This window comes from Paenibacillus sp. EB106-06-01-XG199 (genome assembly GCF_058791575.1).
Genome location: NZ_JBYTDQ010000001.1, coordinates 1,101,752 through 1,118,584, shown reverse-complemented (window position 1 = coordinate 1,118,584; position 16,833 = coordinate 1,101,752). Strand labels below are relative to the sequence as shown.

At 51.1% G+C, this 16,833-nt stretch carries 11 protein-coding genes; all 11 read left to right on the top strand.

Annotated elements, in window-relative coordinates; all coding sequences use genetic code 11:
• Positions 1–3: 3 nt before the first annotated feature.
• Positions 4–1,152, top strand: a complete 1,149-nt coding sequence (dgoD, locus tag AC3WT9_RS05400) for a galactonate dehydratase (protein ID WP_341378638.1) — start codon at positions 4–6, stop codon at positions 1,150–1,152.
• 29 nt (positions 1,153–1,181) lie between these two features.
• Positions 1,182–4,184, top strand: a complete 3,003-nt coding sequence (locus AC3WT9_RS05395) for a glycoside hydrolase family 2 TIM barrel-domain containing protein (RefSeq protein ID WP_341378639.1) — start codon at positions 1,182–1,184, stop codon at positions 4,182–4,184.
• Positions 4,185–4,292: 108 nt separating this feature from the next.
• Positions 4,293–6,014, top strand: coding sequence for a cache domain-containing sensor histidine kinase (locus AC3WT9_RS05390; RefSeq protein ID WP_341378640.1), 1,722 nt, complete (start codon positions 4,293–4,295; stop codon positions 6,012–6,014).
• Positions 5,981–7,207: a response regulator transcription factor gene (locus AC3WT9_RS05385; protein WP_341093214.1), complete on the top strand. Its 1,227-nt coding sequence runs from the start codon at positions 5,981–5,983 to the stop codon at positions 7,205–7,207. The genes AC3WT9_RS05390 and AC3WT9_RS05385 overlap by 34 nt, the downstream gene beginning before the upstream one ends.
• Before the next feature lie 125 nt (positions 7,208–7,332).
• A complete protein-coding gene (locus AC3WT9_RS05380) occupies positions 7,333–8,667 on the top strand; it encodes an ABC transporter substrate-binding protein (protein ID WP_341093215.1) in 1,335 nt (444 codons plus the stop codon).
• 33 nt (positions 8,668–8,700) lie between these two features.
• Positions 8,701–9,582 carry a carbohydrate ABC transporter permease gene (locus AC3WT9_RS05375; protein ID WP_076112903.1) on the top strand — a complete coding sequence of 294 codons (882 nt, stop codon included), beginning with the start codon at positions 8,701–8,703 and terminating at the stop codon, positions 9,580–9,582.
• Positions 9,583–9,597: 15 nt separating this feature from the next.
• Positions 9,598–10,476 (top strand): carbohydrate ABC transporter permease, encoded by an 879-nt coding sequence (locus AC3WT9_RS05370; RefSeq protein ID WP_341093216.1) that lies wholly within the window; start codon positions 9,598–9,600, stop codon positions 10,474–10,476.
• A gap of 58 nt (positions 10,477–10,534) precedes the next feature.
• Positions 10,535–12,625 (top strand): beta-galactosidase, encoded by a 2,091-nt coding sequence (locus tag AC3WT9_RS05365; RefSeq protein WP_492407466.1) that lies wholly within the window; start codon positions 10,535–10,537, stop codon positions 12,623–12,625.
• A 202-nt stretch (positions 12,626–12,827) separates the two neighbouring features.
• Positions 12,828–13,988: a GntR family transcriptional regulator gene (locus AC3WT9_RS05360; protein ID WP_341378642.1), complete on the top strand. Its 1,161-nt coding sequence runs from the start codon at positions 12,828–12,830 to the stop codon at positions 13,986–13,988.
• Positions 13,989–14,155: 167 nt separating this feature from the next.
• Positions 14,156–15,454, top strand: coding sequence for a glycoside hydrolase family 125 protein (locus AC3WT9_RS05355; protein ID WP_341097670.1), 1,299 nt, complete (start codon positions 14,156–14,158; stop codon positions 15,452–15,454).
• A 44-nt stretch (positions 15,455–15,498) separates the two neighbouring features.
• Positions 15,499–16,809, top strand: coding sequence for an ABC transporter substrate-binding protein (locus AC3WT9_RS05350; protein WP_341378644.1), 1,311 nt, complete (start codon positions 15,499–15,501; stop codon positions 16,807–16,809).
• Positions 16,810–16,833: the final 24 nt, after the last annotated feature.

Here is a 16,833-nt window from a genome sequence, read left to right as displayed (position 1 = left end):
TCGATGAAAATAACCGGATTTGAGACCTTTATCGTTCCTCCCCGCTGGCTGTTTCTGAAGATTGAAACCGATGAGGGCATATCCGGCTGGGGAGAGCCGGTGGTCGAAGGCAAGGCGCATACTGTTCAGACCGCAGTGGAAGAGATGATGGATCTTTTGATCGGACAGGATCCTCAGCGGATTGAAGACCTATGGCAGTTGATGTACCGGGGAGGATTTTATCGTGGCGGGGCTATTTTAATGAGCGCGATAGCAGGGATCGATCAGGCGTTGTGGGATATTAAAGGGAAAATCTACAATGCGCCTGTGTACCAGCTCCTTGGCGGCGCTTGCCGAAGTTCAATGCGGGTGTACTCCTGGATAGGCGGAGACCGCCCCATCGATGTCGTCAAATCTGCTCTGGAGAAGAAGGCCGCCGGTTTCACGGCGATTAAGATGAACGCCTCGGAAGAGATGCAGTTCATTGATACACATGACAAGGTGTATGCTATCGTTGAGCGGGTCGCAGCCATTCGGGAATCCTGTGGACCGGAATTCGGGATTGCTGTCGATTTTCACGGGCGGCTCCATAAACCGATGGCACGGGGATTGGCCAGAGAGCTGGATCCGTACCGTCTGATGTTCATTGAAGAACCGGTACTGCCGGAAAACAACGAAGTACTGCGGGAAATCGCACATCATACCAGCACTCCGATCGCGACGGGTGAGCGCATGTTCTCACGCTGGGATTTTAAAAATCTGCTGAAGGATGGGGTAGTCGATATTATTCAGCCCGACCTGTCCCATGCGGGAGGCATCACGGAATGCAAGAAAATATTCGCTATGGCCGAAGCGTTCGATGTTGCGGTCGCTCCGCATTGTCCGCTTGGGCCAATCGCTCTTGCCGCCTGCCTTCAGGTAGATGCGACGTCTTATAATGCGGTCATTCAGGAACAAAGCCTCGGCATCCATTATAATCAAGGAAATGACCTGCTGGATTATATCACCGATCCTACCGTCTTTGCCTACAGTGACGGTCATGTCAATATTCCTTCCGGACCGGGTCTTGGCATTACGGTGAACGAGGAGTATGTGCGGAAGATGGCGGAGACGGGCCACCGTTGGAGAAATCCGGTATGGCGGCATCGGGACGGCAGCATTGCTGAGTGGTAAGGCCAATTACAATATTCAGGAGGATGGTCATGTCATTTATGCCGAATTACTGGGAAGATACCGAGACGCTGCAGATAAACAGGAAAGCAGCCAGAGCTTATTATATCCCATACGCATCAGCTGCAGACGCGCGCCGCAGAAAGCGGGGGCGTTCCCCATATTATCAGACGCTGAACGGCCGCTGGAAGTTCAAATATCACGCCAGCGTCAGAGAGGTCAAGGAAGATTGTGTAGCCCCTGAACATGACATTAGCCGATGGGATGATCTGGTGGTTCCGTCCTGCTGGCAAGTAAACGGTTATGATCAACTGCATTACACGAACATCAACTATCCCTTTCCGTTTGACCCGCCTTTCGTGCCCAATGATAATCCTGCCGGACTTTATGTCAGGGAGTTCACACTGCCGGATAATTGGAACGGCAAGGAGAAGGTAGCGGTATTTGAAGGAGTCAATTCATGCTTCTACCTGTGGGTGAACGGACAATTTGTTGGCTACAGCCAAGGAAGCCGGATGCCGGCCGAATTCGATATATCGCCTTATGTCCGTCCTGGTGTGAACCGGATGGCCGTCATGGTGCTGAAATGGTGCGACGGAAGTTATGTGGAGGATCAGGATCTTTGGAGATTCACTGGTATTTTCCGGGACGTCTACCTGCTTGCAAGGGATTCCGCTCATATCTCCGATGTATTCAACCGCACGTCTCTGTCTGCAAGCTTCGATAGTGCGGAGCTAAACTGCAAGGTGGAGTCAACAGGCAGGCTTGAAGTTGAAGCTGTTCTGCAGGATGCAGACGGTGCTGAGATAGAGCGGACGCAGGCCGTGATCGAAGGCCAAGGTACGTTGAAGCTGCATGTGCAGAATCCCGTGCTGTGGAATGCAGAGAACCCGCATTTATACCATTTATACTTGTTCGCAGGCGATGAAGTTCTGCATTTTCCCGTAGGTTTACGCGAAATATCCATTCAGGATGGCGTGTTCACGATCAACGGTCAAGCGGTAAAGCTTAAGGGTGTCAATCGTCATGACTCCCACCCGGAGCTTGGACAAACGATTCCGGTCAATCATATGATCCAAGATTTGCGGCTGATGAAACAGCATAATATCAATACCATTCGAACCTCGCATTACCCGAACGACTCCCGTTTTCTGGAGCTCTGTGATGAATACGGCTTCTATGTGATCGGAGAAGCCGATCTGGAATGTCATGGCGCGCTTCCAGCAGGGGACTTCAACTGGTTCACGCGCAACCCCGAGTGGGAGAAAACTTTCGTCGAGCGGGCAACCCGGATGGTGGAGCGGGATAAGAACCACCCATGTATCATCATTTGGTCCATGGGCAATGAATCCGGTTATGGAGAGAACCATATGGCAATGGCCCGCTGGACCAAAGCAAGGGACGCTTCGCGTCCTATTCACTACGAGGGTTCGGATCCCCGTCACGGCGGCAGCCCGGATACGGAGGTGCTCGACATGGAGAGCCGGATGTATGCCTCCAGCGGGGCGATTGCAGCGTACGCGTCCGATCCGGATACGACCAAACCGATGTTTCTGTGCGAATACAGCCATGCCATGGGCAACGGGCCCGGCGATTTGCAGGATTACTGGGATGTGATCAACCGGTATCCAAAGCTGATGGGTGGATGTGTCTGGGAATGGGTGGATCATGGCATCAAGAATATAAAGCACGGACGGCTTTATTATGCTTATGGGGGAGATTTCGGCGATCAGCCTAATGACGGCAACTTCTGCATTGACGGTCTGGTTGCCCCCGACCGGAAGCCGCATTCCGGACTGCTGGAACTCAAGCAGGTGATTGCACCCGTTGTATTTGAAGCCAAAGAAATCGGATCGGGGCTCATAGAAATTCACAACCGCTATGATTTCAGGGATCTATCTCATGTGAGAGTTCTGTGGAAATTGGAAAAGGACGGTGAAACGGTAAATCAAGGTGAAATCAGAGGTTTGTCGGCAGGCCCTCACGGCTCGCAGACAATCGAAGCTGGTTTCGGGATTCCGGAGGAGCCGGGAAGGTACTTTGTTACTCTGTCGTGCAGGACGGCGAAAGAAACCTGGTGGGCATCACCCGGCCATGAAATTTCCTTCGGCCAGTTTGAACTGCCGGCTCCGCAGCGTGAGCTGTACCAACCCGAGGCCCGGTCACCTCTTCAGGTGGAGCGCAGGGACGACCGGCTTGTCATCACGGGATTTGATTTTGAATATGGCTTTAACCTTGGCTCCGGCATGTTTGACAGCCTGGTCAAGAACGGAGTGGAGATGCTGCATGCGCCGTTTTCTTTTGCGGTATGGCGCGCCCCGGCAGATAATGACCGGTTCGTGAAGCACGAATGGATGCAGGAGGGGTACGAACGGGCTGTAACCCATATTTACCGCGTGGACACGATCCGGCAGGACGGTGAAGCCGTAGAGCTGGAAGCGGACTTCTCGATGGGAGGCTATTTGCGTCCGCCGTTCTTGCGGGGAACGTTCCGCTGGAAGGTGGACGCTACAGGAGAGCTTTATCTCCGTACTAACGTAACAACCAGAGACGGTATTCCATTCTTGCCCCGGTTCGGGCTATGCGTCGTGATGCCGGAAGGGAATGAGGAGATCGAATATTTCGGCCGGGGACCCCATGAAAGCTACATCGATAAGGGACATAGCACTAAAATTGGGAAATACATGACTACCGTCGATGAGCAGTTTGTGGATTATATCATGCCCCAGGAGAACGGTTCCCACAATGAAACGGAATGGGTTATTGTCTCGAATGAGCTCGGCATGGGACTGAGATTCCAGAGTGACCGTCCATTCTCCTTCAATGCTTCGCATTATACGCCGGAGGATCTGACCCAAGCCTCGCACCAATACGAGCTGACCCGCAGGCCGGAGACGATTGTCCATCTGGATTATCAGATGAGCGGCGTAGGCTCCAATTCCTGCGGTCCCGCGCTGCTGGCTCCCTACAGGCTGGATGAGAAGGAGTTCCAGTTTGAGCTGAATATTGTACCGGTGTTCAAAGAAGACGAATAAACCGGGTTTACCGGATTTGCGGAAATAGGTAAGGGGGACCGGATCACGTAGATCCGGTTGCCCTTTTTACGCATTGGTAAGGCCAGTCGATGCTGTGGAGGGAACGAAATGAAAACGAAAGCTTCACACCCCCGGAACAAAGGCAAACCGCAGGCATTATCAATAGGCCGAAGCATGTACGCCAAGCTGCTGATGTTCTTCACAGTCATTGCGTTGCTTCCGTTGGCCGTAATGGGTTATTTCTCCAATCATAAATCGTCGCAGATCGTGAATTCACAGTTCGGGAGCTACGGAATGAACGCCATTGAGGAGCTTAAGCTCCATTTGGATACCAGCATCGCGCAGATGGACAATATTACGGGCAATCTACTGAATTATTTGATCTCTGCACCCATGGTCATCGAAGATGGCGAAACGCTGAACTATAGCCGATATAAGGAGGAACAGGCGCTCCAGCGATATCTTATATCTTTTGAAACGGTCAATATTGTAAGTGTTTCGGTTGTGATGCCTTCGGGCAAATTTATCGGAAGCGGCGGACTTGATCAGGCAAGGCTTACGGAGTCCTCCTTCTGGCACCAAGTTGCCGGGAATGGCGGAAGACAAGTTATCATCCACCGGCCGGATTACTATTACCGCTTTGTAAATGACAACATGGTCATCAGCCTGGTTGTGCCGGTCAAGGATCATTTCGGACTCCCGCCAGGCAGCCGGATTCTAATCGACACGAAGGCGGATTCCGTGGTGAATCTGCTTCGGGCGTTTCAGCATAATATGAATGCTCACCTGCAAATACGGGCAGCGGACGGAAGCGTGCTGCTGCAAAGCTCGGAGAAATACAGTAGTTCGGAGGACGATATTGTCTGGTCCGGGGTTATGGAGCGGGAGGGCTGGACTGTCGAGGCCAGAATGCCGCATGCTGAGTTCTATCGCTCCTCGGGCGTGATCCTGAACTATACGCTGATCGTTGCGGGCTGCACGCTGCTCTTCGCCATCGCGATGGCCCATTTTTTCTCGCTTCGGCTTACGCGGCCCATTCAAAAGCTGACCCATTCGATGCGAAGATTCGGACAAGGGGAGCTGTTCATCCAGACCCCGGTGCTCACAAGCGATGAACTGGGCTATTTAAGTCAATCCTTCAATCGGATGACCGGACAAATCCAGGATCTGGTGCGTGAGATCAGCCGGAGCGAAAAGCTGAAGAGCGAAGCAGAACTGCGGGCGCTTCACTACCAGATCAACCCCCACCTGCTATTTAACACTCTGAACAGCATTCAGTGGAAGGCGAGGTTGGCCGGGCGCCGCGATATTCAGAAAATGATTGAGCATCTGGTTGCCGTCCTGGAGAGCACTTTTACAGTGTCTAAGACACTGGTGCCGCTTGAGGAGGAACTGGCTTTAGTGCTTCATTTTATCGAAATCCAGCGGCTCCGGTACGATGATGCCTTTAGTTTCAAGCTGGAGGCCGAGCCGGAGCTGAGGTCCTGCCTGGTGCCGCGGATGGTGTTCCAGCCGCTACTGGAGAACATCTTTTTTCACGGCTTTACAGACGGAGCAGGTGAAATTAGGCTGTCACTCGTCTCCGGATCAGGCGAAATTAAGGCGGAGTTAACTGACAACGGGATCGGTATCAAGCCGGAGCATTTGCTCTATGTGAGGAACGGCCAAGTCATTCCGGGCAAGAAAGGAGGACTTGGCATGCGGAATGTCAGAGAGCGCTTTAACATGCATTTTGGCGAAAACTGCGATTTTACGATAGAGTCCGAACGAAACCACGGAAGTAAGGTGATCATACGATGGCCAAAGACTTACGGAGAGATTCACCCCTGAAGGTGCTTATCGTTGATGATGAACAGCTTGTGAGAAAAGGGCTGAGGATGACAGTCGACTGGGGCAGACATGGCATGGCAGTCGTCGGCGATGCACCCAACGGCATCCTGGGCTGGGAGAAGGTGGTCAATCATGAACCCGACATTGTCATTACTGATATCGTGATGCCCGAGATGGACGGAATCGAGCTGGCTCATAAAATTAGACACAGATATCCCCATGTCAAAATCCTGTTTCTGAGCTGTCACCGCGACTTTGCTTACGCACAGCAGGGGATCCAGCTCGGTATCTCTGACTATATTGTAAAAACCAGCATGGGCGACGAGGAAATGGAGCGATGCCTCGATAAAATCCGGCGTGAATGCGGGCTTCATCTGGAGAATCAGTCCTCCATGGCAGCCTCTGAGGACGAGATGCAAATTGTAATGGAGTGGCTTCGGGTACAGGATATCACTGCAGACGAGAGGCTGGTAGCCAAGCTGAATGGAGATTGGGGTTGGATGACCCGAGGCGGCTGCATCTTTCATTTGTATAATAATGGAAGCGCTAACAATTCCAGTTTTTCGACTTCTGAGCAAAAAGCATGTCTAAAGATTGGTGAGGCATTTCCACCCGGGTCACCAGGACGTGCGTTCTTACCGTGTCCAGACGGTACTGCATTGCTGGCCTGCCACTGGGCGGAACGGGATACGGCGGAGCATGAACTGCTGCATCTGAAGAGTTCACGTAATCCCGGATTGGGATGGAGACTGGAGGGGCCGGTTGAGGGCGGGGTGCGATGGATAGAGGGCGTGCTGCGTCTGTTGCGCCTGCGGGCAATCGAGCGCGAGACCCGTCTGGTCAGCCGCCAGCATAAGGAGGATATTCTCAGCGCTATTGACTATATCAACCACCATCTGCATCTCGATCCCCGAGTCGGCGAAATCGCCGACCGGATCGGTATAAGCCGCAGCTACTTCAGCACCGTATTCAAAGAAGCGACAGGCAGCAGCCTGATTGATTTCCTTTCACAGAAAAAGCTGGAACGGGCACAGAATCTGCTGGCAATGACAGACTACCGTATGGAGGAAGTAGCGGAGAAGATCGGGATTGGAGACGTCAAATATTTCGCCAAATGGTTTAAGAAAAGCGTCGGATTCGCTCCGGGACAATACCGCCAACAAACAAAAAGACACCAAAATCCAATGAATTGACCGTGTAGAAAACGGGCTTTTTTATTACATTCCAATAAAAGTGAACCTTTTTCGAACGGCAGTCGGATTTGAAACCCCTTACATTTCTCTTATGATGGTATCAACCCACTCAAGGAGGTCAAACAATGCATAACAAAAGAGGGAAAATGCTGCTTTCCACGCTTTTTACAGCTTCCATGGTGTTAAGCGCCTGCTCTGGTTCCAACACACCAAGTAATTCCGGATCGGCTGGAACGGATCAGGGGGGAGAGGAGGAGGTGAAGCTTGTCGTCTGGATCTGGGAGCAGGCCAAAGCCGGGATTGATCTAAATATGGACCGGTTCAAGGAAGCTTATCCCAATATCGAAGTTGAGTTCCAAACCATGAAATCCACCGACCTCTATCAGAAGTATTTGGTGTCCTCCAATACTGACGACGCGGTGCCGGATGTGCTGGCGCTCGAATCCACGAATCTATCACAGATGGTTGAGATCAATTCGCTGCTCGACATTACCGAACATGTGGCTCCATATAAAGATAATATCGTGCCCTACAAATGGAAGGACGCCACCATGGACGACAAAATCTATGCCATGCCATGGGACAGCGGCCCGGTGGTGATGTTCTACAGGAATGACCTGTTTGCTAAGGCCGGTCTGCCGACCGATCCCGATGAGGTCGCCGCCAAGATTAAAACTTGGGACGATTATTATCAAGCCGCCAAGCTGGTGAAGGAGAAGACGGGAGCGTTCATGTACGGCGATTCGAAGACCAATTCCAGCAACCGCGTGTTCGAATCTATGATGTGGCAGCGAGGCTACTGGTATTTTGACGAAAACGGCAAGGTCTCGGTAGACAGCCCGGAAGTAAAGGAGATCACGGATTATTTGATCAAGATGCAGCAGGAGGGGCTTGTCTATGACGCCCGCGCCAACTCCGATCCTTGGGGCAATGCCATCGCTGAGGGTAAAATCGCCAGCGTAGTCGGCGGTTCCTGGCATGACGCGATCATTGAAAAGCAGTACTCGCCGCAGGATTCGGGCAAATGGTCAGTTACGACGATGCCGAAATGGTCAGAGGACGATAAATATGGCGGGGCTAACCAGGGCGGTTCCAACATGGCGATAAATAAAAATTCGAAGCACCCGGAAGAAGCCTGGAAATTCATCGAATTCATGCTCGGTGATAAGGAGTCTCAGACCAAAATGATGCTGGAGGCGGGGCTATTCCCTTCGTTGAAGACGGTATATTCCGACTCGGCAATGGACAAGCCATTTGATTACTTCAAGGGCCAGCCTATCTTAAAAGTGTATGCCAAATCACTGGAGAGCACCTATCCGCTTGCTTACACCTCCGATTTCCCGATGGCCAACAAGCTGATGACGGACGTGTGGGCAAAGGTGTTCCTGAATGACGCCTCCTCCGGAGATGCGTTAAAGACAATGGCCGATGAACTCCGGCAGAAGACCAAAAGAGAGTAGACAGCAGCAAGGATCAAGGAGATGAGAAAATCTATGGGTAAGACAAGATGGAACAGACAGATCCGTTACGCTCCGTATCTGTACATTTCCCCATACTTTATTTTATTTGGCATCTTTTCACTGTATCCAATTATTTATTCGTTTTATCTTAGTCTCACGGAATGGAACGGTGCAAGTGACAAGCTATTCATCGGGCTGGACAACTATACGGCACTGCTGAAGGATCATTACTTTTGGCTGTCGCTGTGGAACAGCTTAGTCATCTTCCTGATGTATGTGCCGCTAATGCTCTTTCTTGGCTTAATCTTTGCCAGTATGCTCAACTCCAAATGGATGGTGGGCAAAGGGTTTTTCCGGATGGCTCTGTTTGTGCCGAATTTTGTGTCGGTGGTCGCCGTATCATTCGTATTCGTGCTGCTATTTAATACCCAAGACGGGCTGATCAACACGTTCCTGCTGAACCTCAGTTGGATCAAGTCTCCGCTTCCTTGGCTTGATTCCCCGTGGTGGGCGCGTTTTTCTGTGGCGTTAATGGTGTTGTATCGTTGGCTCGGCTACAATATGCTGCTGTTGCTGACCGGTCTGCAAAGTATTCCGAAGGATCTGTACGAAGCGGCTTATGTCGATGGAGCGACGAAAGTAAAAAGTTTCTTCTTCATCACCATTCCTTTGGTCAAAAAAATGCTGCTATTCTGCACCGTGCTGTCCACAATCGGCACCTTTTCGCTCTTTACCGAGCCGTACATTCTCACCAAAGGCGGTCCGCTAAATTCGACGCTGACGCCGGTGCTGATGCTGTATAACGAAAGCTTTCAGAATTTCAACTTCGGCTACGCCTCGTCAATCGCTGTCTGCTTCTTCATCTTGATGATGAGCATATCGCTGATCCAGATGCGTCTATTCGATGAGAAATAAGGGGGGGGGAACCGAATGACGCTTTTGACTCAAACGAAAAAGAAGTCTGCGGCGAAAAGGGCCGGCCGTTCAGCTGAGAAGGGCCTGACCGCTGGTGCAGCATTTGTCCTGATGGCCGTGGTCTCCCTCATCACGTTGTTTCCGCTGTTCTGGCTATTCAGCTCATCGCTGAAAGATATCAGTCAAATCTTCGTTAATCCGCCGATCTGGCTGCCGACAACGCTGCATTGGGAGAACTTTACTGAATTGTTCGTGAACCGTAAATTTGGAATTATCACCTGGAACAGTCTGCTGCTGTCCACGACCATGACGATTACTGCGCTGCTGTTCTGCAGCCTGGCCGGGTTCGCCTTTGCCAAATACCGGTTTCGCGGCAAGGACATTCTGTTCGTCTTCGTGCTCGCTTCGCTAATGATTCCTCATGAAGCAACGATGGTTCCACTGTTTGTCATTTATAAGAACCTGCATCTCATCGACAACATCTGGGGAGTAATCTTACCCGATTTGGCCAATGCTTTTGGCATCTTCTTCATGCGGCAGTATTGCAGTTCCATTCCCGATGAAATGATGGAGGCGGCACGAATCGACGGGTGCAGCGAGATTGGGATGTTCCGCCGGATCATTCTTCCCAACCTGAAATCGGCGTTCGCCGCCCTGGGGATTATCCTGTTCGTCAAGCAGTGGAACAACTTTCTGTGGCCGTCCGTTATTCTGCGCTCCCAGGAGCATATGACGTTGTCCGTAGCGCTGAAGGCGCTGGAGGACAGCAACAATACACCTTATCATCTCATCATGGCCGGTTCGGTGGTAAGCGTGCTGCCGCTGCTTATTATCGTTCTGATTTTTCAGAGACAGCTTATTTCCGGCATGATTGACGGTGCGATTAAAGGATAAACACGAATAGATTAAAGAGCTGGACATAACCTCGTGATGGGAAGGAGTTACGCAAGCCATGAAATTTGGTGTTGATTATTATCCCGAGCATTGTCCGCCCGACTTGTGGCAGCGGGATGCAGTAATGATGAAGGAGATGGGCATCGAGGTTGTGCGGATGGCGGAGTTCTCTTGGGCGAAGATGGAGCCGAGTCCCGGCATCTATGATTTCGGCTGGCTGGACGAAGCCATTGAACTGCTGGGAGAGCAGGGGATTACAACCATGCTGGGCACGCCGACGGCGGCTCCGCCGGTGTGGATGATGGAGCTTCATCCAGATCTGTATCCCCTGAATGCGGAAGGACAGAGGGTAGGCTTTGGCGGTCGGCATCATGACTGCCAGTCGCATCCAGACTACCGGAAGCATATTAAAGAATTTGTGCGGACCATGGCTCAGCGCTACCGGGACAACCCCTATGTTGTCGGCTGGCAAATTGACAATGAGCTGGGTAACAGTCACCGTAATTTGTGCTATTGCGATCACTGCCGGGCAAGGTTCCACCTATGGCTGGAGGAACGGCATGGGACGATCGAAGGCCTGAACGAGGCGTGGGGAACGGTGTTCTGGAGTCAGACCTATACCTCTTTCTCGCAGATTCCCGTTCCACTTGCTTCACCTAACAGCCATAATCCTTCGCTTCTGCTAGATTGGAAACGATTCTGCTCCAGTCTGGTCGTCGAGTTCCAAAAGTGGCAGGCGGATATACTGCGGGAGGTATGTCCCGGCCATCTTATTACGCATAACTTTATGGGCTTCTTTGACAAGACTGATTATTTCGAGCTGGCGAAGGATCTGGATTTCATCTCCCACGATCAATACCCGATGCTGTTTCTGGAGGAGCGGATCAAGCGCAGCTTGCCCTCCCACCTCGGCATGGCGCTCGATCTTATGAGGGGAACCAAAGGGAAGCCGTTCTGGGTGATGGAGCAGCTCGCCGGACCGACAGGGACGGAAATTCTCGGCTCAACGCCCCGGCCGGGGCAGATGCGGCTCTGGACCTTTCAATCCGTTGCCCATGGTGCGGATACCATCGTCTATTTCCGGTGGGATACCTGCCTGTTCGGCAGCGAGCAGTACTGGCACGGCATTCTGCCCCACAGCCGTATTCCGGGTCGCCGATACGAGGAAATCCGCGACAGCATAGCCGAACTGGCTCCTCATATGGAGGCTTTCCGCGGGGGACTTCCCGAAGCCGAGGTGGGGATTGTGTTCAGCTACGACCAGGAATGGGCGCTGCAAATCCAGCCGCATCATCCCGACCTGAACTACGTCGCACATCTGCACCGTTATTATAAAGTATTGTTTGATCACAATATCCCTGTAGATCTGATTTCTGAAAATAACGATTTCTCAAAGTACAAGGTGCTGATTTTTCCGCTTCTGTTCGTCACCGATTCAGAGCTATGTCAAAGACTATATGAATATACAGAAGCGGGCGGGCATGTACTGCTCGATATGCGGACCGCAGTCAAGGACCGGAATAACGCTGTTATTCCACTGACACTGCCGGGTAATTATTCGCAGCTGCTTGGTCTAAGCATCTACGACTACGACTGTCTGCGCCAGTTCGGGCAGAGTGTGAGATGGCTGAATGATGAGGGGATGTCCAGGGCAGCCCAAACGGAAGATGAAGGCGGGAGGTCTGGAGAGGAAGCGGAGCTGTGGTGCGATGTGATCACAGTGGAAGGCGCAGAGGTACTAGCCGTATACGCCAGGGATTTCTATGCCGGGACACCGGCGGTTACCCGCCATACATACGGCAGGGGACGAGCCTATTATGCCGGGACGGAATTGGGGCCGGAGACGATGGAAAAGCTGATCTTGGAGATGATTGGCGACGCTGGGGTCTGTGGAATCGCAGCCGCACCGGAAGGTGTCGAGATTACCCGGAGACGGGGAAAGGACGGTACTTATTTCTTTGTCATGAATCATAACCGGACGGTGTGCGAATGGGATGTTCCAAAGGGATGGAGTCTGGTTTCGGAAGTAAGTGGAATGAACAAGGGTTTCAACCCGAAATTGAAGTCTGAATCCTCCAAGGAATGGCATGAATCCAATCCCATCCAGCTTCAGCCTTTTGATTGTGCATTGTTTCTTGAGATCACCTGATTAAGTTGAACTACATTAGCGGCGGTTCATAAAATCTAACTAACAGACGGACACAGCTATTCTGCGTCCGTCTGTTAGTTTTTTTTTGCCATCAGATCTATAATGAATACAGAAAGACTAGGTATGCATCGACAATCATAATATATCATGATATATTATTATGTAAATCATGAATAATAAGAGTCAGGAGATAGTGAAGGTCATGAACGAACCGACGTCTTCTAAGCCGATGTATGAGAAGATTTTTGACGAAGTGAAGGAGAGCATATTGACTCAAGCCTATAAGCTTGGAGAGCGTGTTCCTTCTGAGAAAGAACTGGCTGATAGCTATAATGTAAGCCGTATTACCAGTAAAAAAGCGCTTGAGCTGCTGGCCGCCGAGCATTTGATCGTCCGTAAGCCGGGCAGGGGCTCGTTTGTGGCCGATCCGGTCGCTGAACTTAAGGAGCTGCCTCCCGGAACAAGTACCGGAATCCCTGCAATCAATGTAGAAGAGAAGACCATCGGGCTGATCATCACCGATTTTGGCAACAGCTACGGTACGGGGCTGATCTATGGCATGGAGCAGGCTTCACGCGATAATGACTGCTTTCTGGTCTTGCGGAGAACCTTCGGTATTCCTGAGAATGAAGAGCAATCCATCCAGAAGCTGCTCAACCTGGGTGTGGATGGGCTGATTATCTTCCCGGCGCAGGGCGAATATTTCAATGCGGAAATACTAAAGCTGGTCATTGGCCGTTTCCCCCTGGTGCTGGTGGACAGACAGTTAAAAGGGGTAGCCGCCGCATCGATCAGCACGGATAATCTTCAGGCAGCGCTTGTAGCTACAGAGTATTTGTTTGATTTGGGACATACCCATATATCATTTCTTTCGCCTCCGCCGGTCGATACCACTGCCGTTGAGGACCGGATTGAAGGCTTCATACAGGCACACGCCCAGCGGGGAATCATGGTCGATAAGGAGCTGTGGGTCAGTGACTTAACCTCGACATTGCCGAAGTTTTTTAACCCGGATAATATCGAACATGATCTCGTACGCTTGGAATCCCATCTGAAGAGTCACCCAGACATTACTGCACTGTTTGCCATCGAGTACAATATTGCTTTGCTCGCAAAGACAGCAGTGGAACGTTTGGGACTACGCATCCCCGAGGATATCTCCATTATTTGCTTCGACAGTCCGCCGACACAGCTTGGAGGAGGTTATGCCTTCACCCATATGCGCCAGAATGAAGAAGAGATGGGTCGGCTTGCGGTAGAGAATGTGCTGACAATTATGAACGGGCATTCTGTGCCGAATAAGGTAATGCTGGAGGCGAAGCTGATCCCCGGCAGTTCGACCGGACCTGCAGTTCGAAAGTAACGGTAATAGATTAAGACGAACCCATTCAATCGAATGGGTTTTTTTATATCCAGATTCTTGAAATGATATATCATTAAGTCTAAAATATTGATTGACATATTATTTATATACCAATATACTATTTAATGAAAGCGCTTAATAACAATACAAAAGGGAGGTTGTTTCTACTGTACTCCTCAAATGAATTACCCCAATCCATTCAGCGTCTGGCTGCACGGGTTCGAACAATATTGCAGGACCGCCCAAAACTGGCAGACATGTTCGAACAATGTTTATCGAACACCTGGAATACAACAATAAAACGCAATAAAGACGGAAAGACCTTTGTCATTACTGGTGATATTCCTGCCATGTGGCTGAGGGATTCTGCCGCACAGGTCAGGCCTTTTCTGATCCTTGCCGCAGAAGATGAAGAAATAGCAGAAATGATCGAAGGCTTGGTTAAGCAGCAATTTGCTTTTATCGAGATTGATCCTTATGCAAACGCTTTTAATCAAGAGGCGGATGGACGGGGGCATCAGGATGATCTCACGGCAATGAACCCCTGGATCTGGGAGAGGAAATACGAAGTAGATTCCTTATGTTATCCGATCCAGCTCAGCTATTTACTGTGGAAGAATACCGGACGGACCAGCCAATTTGATGCCTCTTTTGTAAAAGGGGTCCGGCGGATTATTGAACTGTGGACCACCGAACAGAACCATGAGCGCGATTCCCTCTATACGTTTCAGCGCATGAATGGAGCATCAACGGATACATTGGTCCGTGAAGGCAAAGGCAGCCTGACGGCCTATACAGGAATGACCTGGTCCGGGTTTCGGCCAAGCGACGATGCCTGCGAATATGGTTATCTCATCCCGGCCAATATGTTCGCTGTCGTTGTTCTCCGGTATGTGTGTGAAATTGCCGCTGAGGTGTTAAACAGCTCTGAGCTTGCGGCTTCTGCGCAACATCTGCTGGAGCAGATCGAAGAAGGTGTCCGGCAACACGGGACTGTTAACCACCCTGAGTTTGGGACTGTGTATGCCTATGAGACAGATGGACTTGGTAGTGTGAATTTGATGGATGATGCCAATGTTCCCAGCCTGCTCTCCATTCCTTATCTTGGCTACTCTCCAGTTGATGATCCTGTATATATGAATACCCGCAGCTTCATTTTGAGCAAGAGTAATCCCTATTTCTATTCAGGCATAGCCGCAGCAGGCATTGGCAGCCCCCATACCCCAAACCGCTATATCTGGCCAATCGCCTTAGCAGTACAAGGAATGACTTCAGGTAATACAGAGGAACAGCAATCCATTCTTGACCTGCTGGCGCAGTGTGATGACGGTACCGGGTATATGCATGAAGCTTTTCATGCAGATGATCCCGGCGCGTACACCCGTCCCTGGTTCTCTTGGGCCAATATGATGTTCTGCGAGCTGGTGCTCATGCGCTGCGGAATCGAAGTAAGTGCAGCTAAATGAACGGCAACAATGACATACCAAATAGTCTGAGGGGGATGAAAACAATGAAGAAATGGTTGATAACAGCACTTACTCTGGTGACGGTCTCTGGCCTGGCAGCCGGGTGTGGCGGTAATTCTGGCAATTCCGGGGATACCAAAGCAGGGAAAAGCGGAACAGAGCAAGGCGGCAAGAGTGCAAAGAAGACAGAGCTTACTTTCTGGGGGGACTGGGGCGGAGAAGGCCAGAAGCAGTTCGAAACGATGGTCGATGCTTTTAACAAATCGCAGGATAAAATTCACGTGAAATACGTGCTGCAGCAGGATATGATCACTAAATTTCTTACTGCGGCCACGAACGGCGGTGCTCCTGACATACTTTTCTGGGACCGCTGGCGGACTTCACTTTATGCGCCCAAAAATGTGCTGCATCCGGTAGATGACTATTTAACACGTGATGGGATCTCCAAAGATGACTTTTACAGCGAATCGCTCAACGAACTTTCTTACGACAATAAATTATACGGTCTGCCGCTTACAGTAGACGCTCGTGCACTATTCTACAATAAGAAGCTGCTGGCCGAAGCCGGGCTTCAGCCGCCGACGACTTGGGATGAGCTTGAAGCGGCGGCTGCGAAGCTGACGAAATGGAACGGAGACAAGCTTGAAGTAGCAGGCTTCTCCATGGCAGACCTGGGATTGTTCAACATGTATCTCCAGCAGGCGGGCGGCACCATGCTGACCGAAGACGGGAAGACCAACTTCAACAATGAGCAGGGTAAGCAGGTGCTCGAATTCTGGGACCGGATGATGAACAAAGATAAAGTCTACAAAGTGGGCTTTGAGCTGGGGCTCGGAGAAGGCCAGGATGCTTTTGTTACCGGAAAAGTCGCTATGCTCTATTCAGGCCCATGGATGCTCAGCACTTACAATAAATACGGCAAAGACCTGGAATACGGCGTTGTTCCTCCGCCAGCAGGCCCTAACGGTGACAAAGGCAGTGTGATGGGCGGCTTCGGCCTGGTTATTCCTGAGGGCTCCAAGCATCACGATGAGGCCTGGGAATTTATCAAATGGTGGACGGCTAACAAAGACAACGCTCTGCTGTGGGCTAAGACCAGCTTGAACCTGCCTGGCTTCAAGCCTTCGATGGAGGACCCGTTCTTCAAGGATGATCCGCTGTGGAAACCTTTTATGGAAACCCTGGAATTTGCTAAGGTCCGCCCGTCACATCCCGGCTATTCCGTGATGGAGACGGACGCCTTGGCGCCGAATCTTCAGCTTAACCAGCAGAACAAACTGAGTATTGAGGACACACTTAAGAAGTCTCAGGAGCAGGGAGACCAAATGCTTAAGGATAACGAAGTTGTGAAGTAGCAGTTGTAGCGAGCAGGGAGGCGG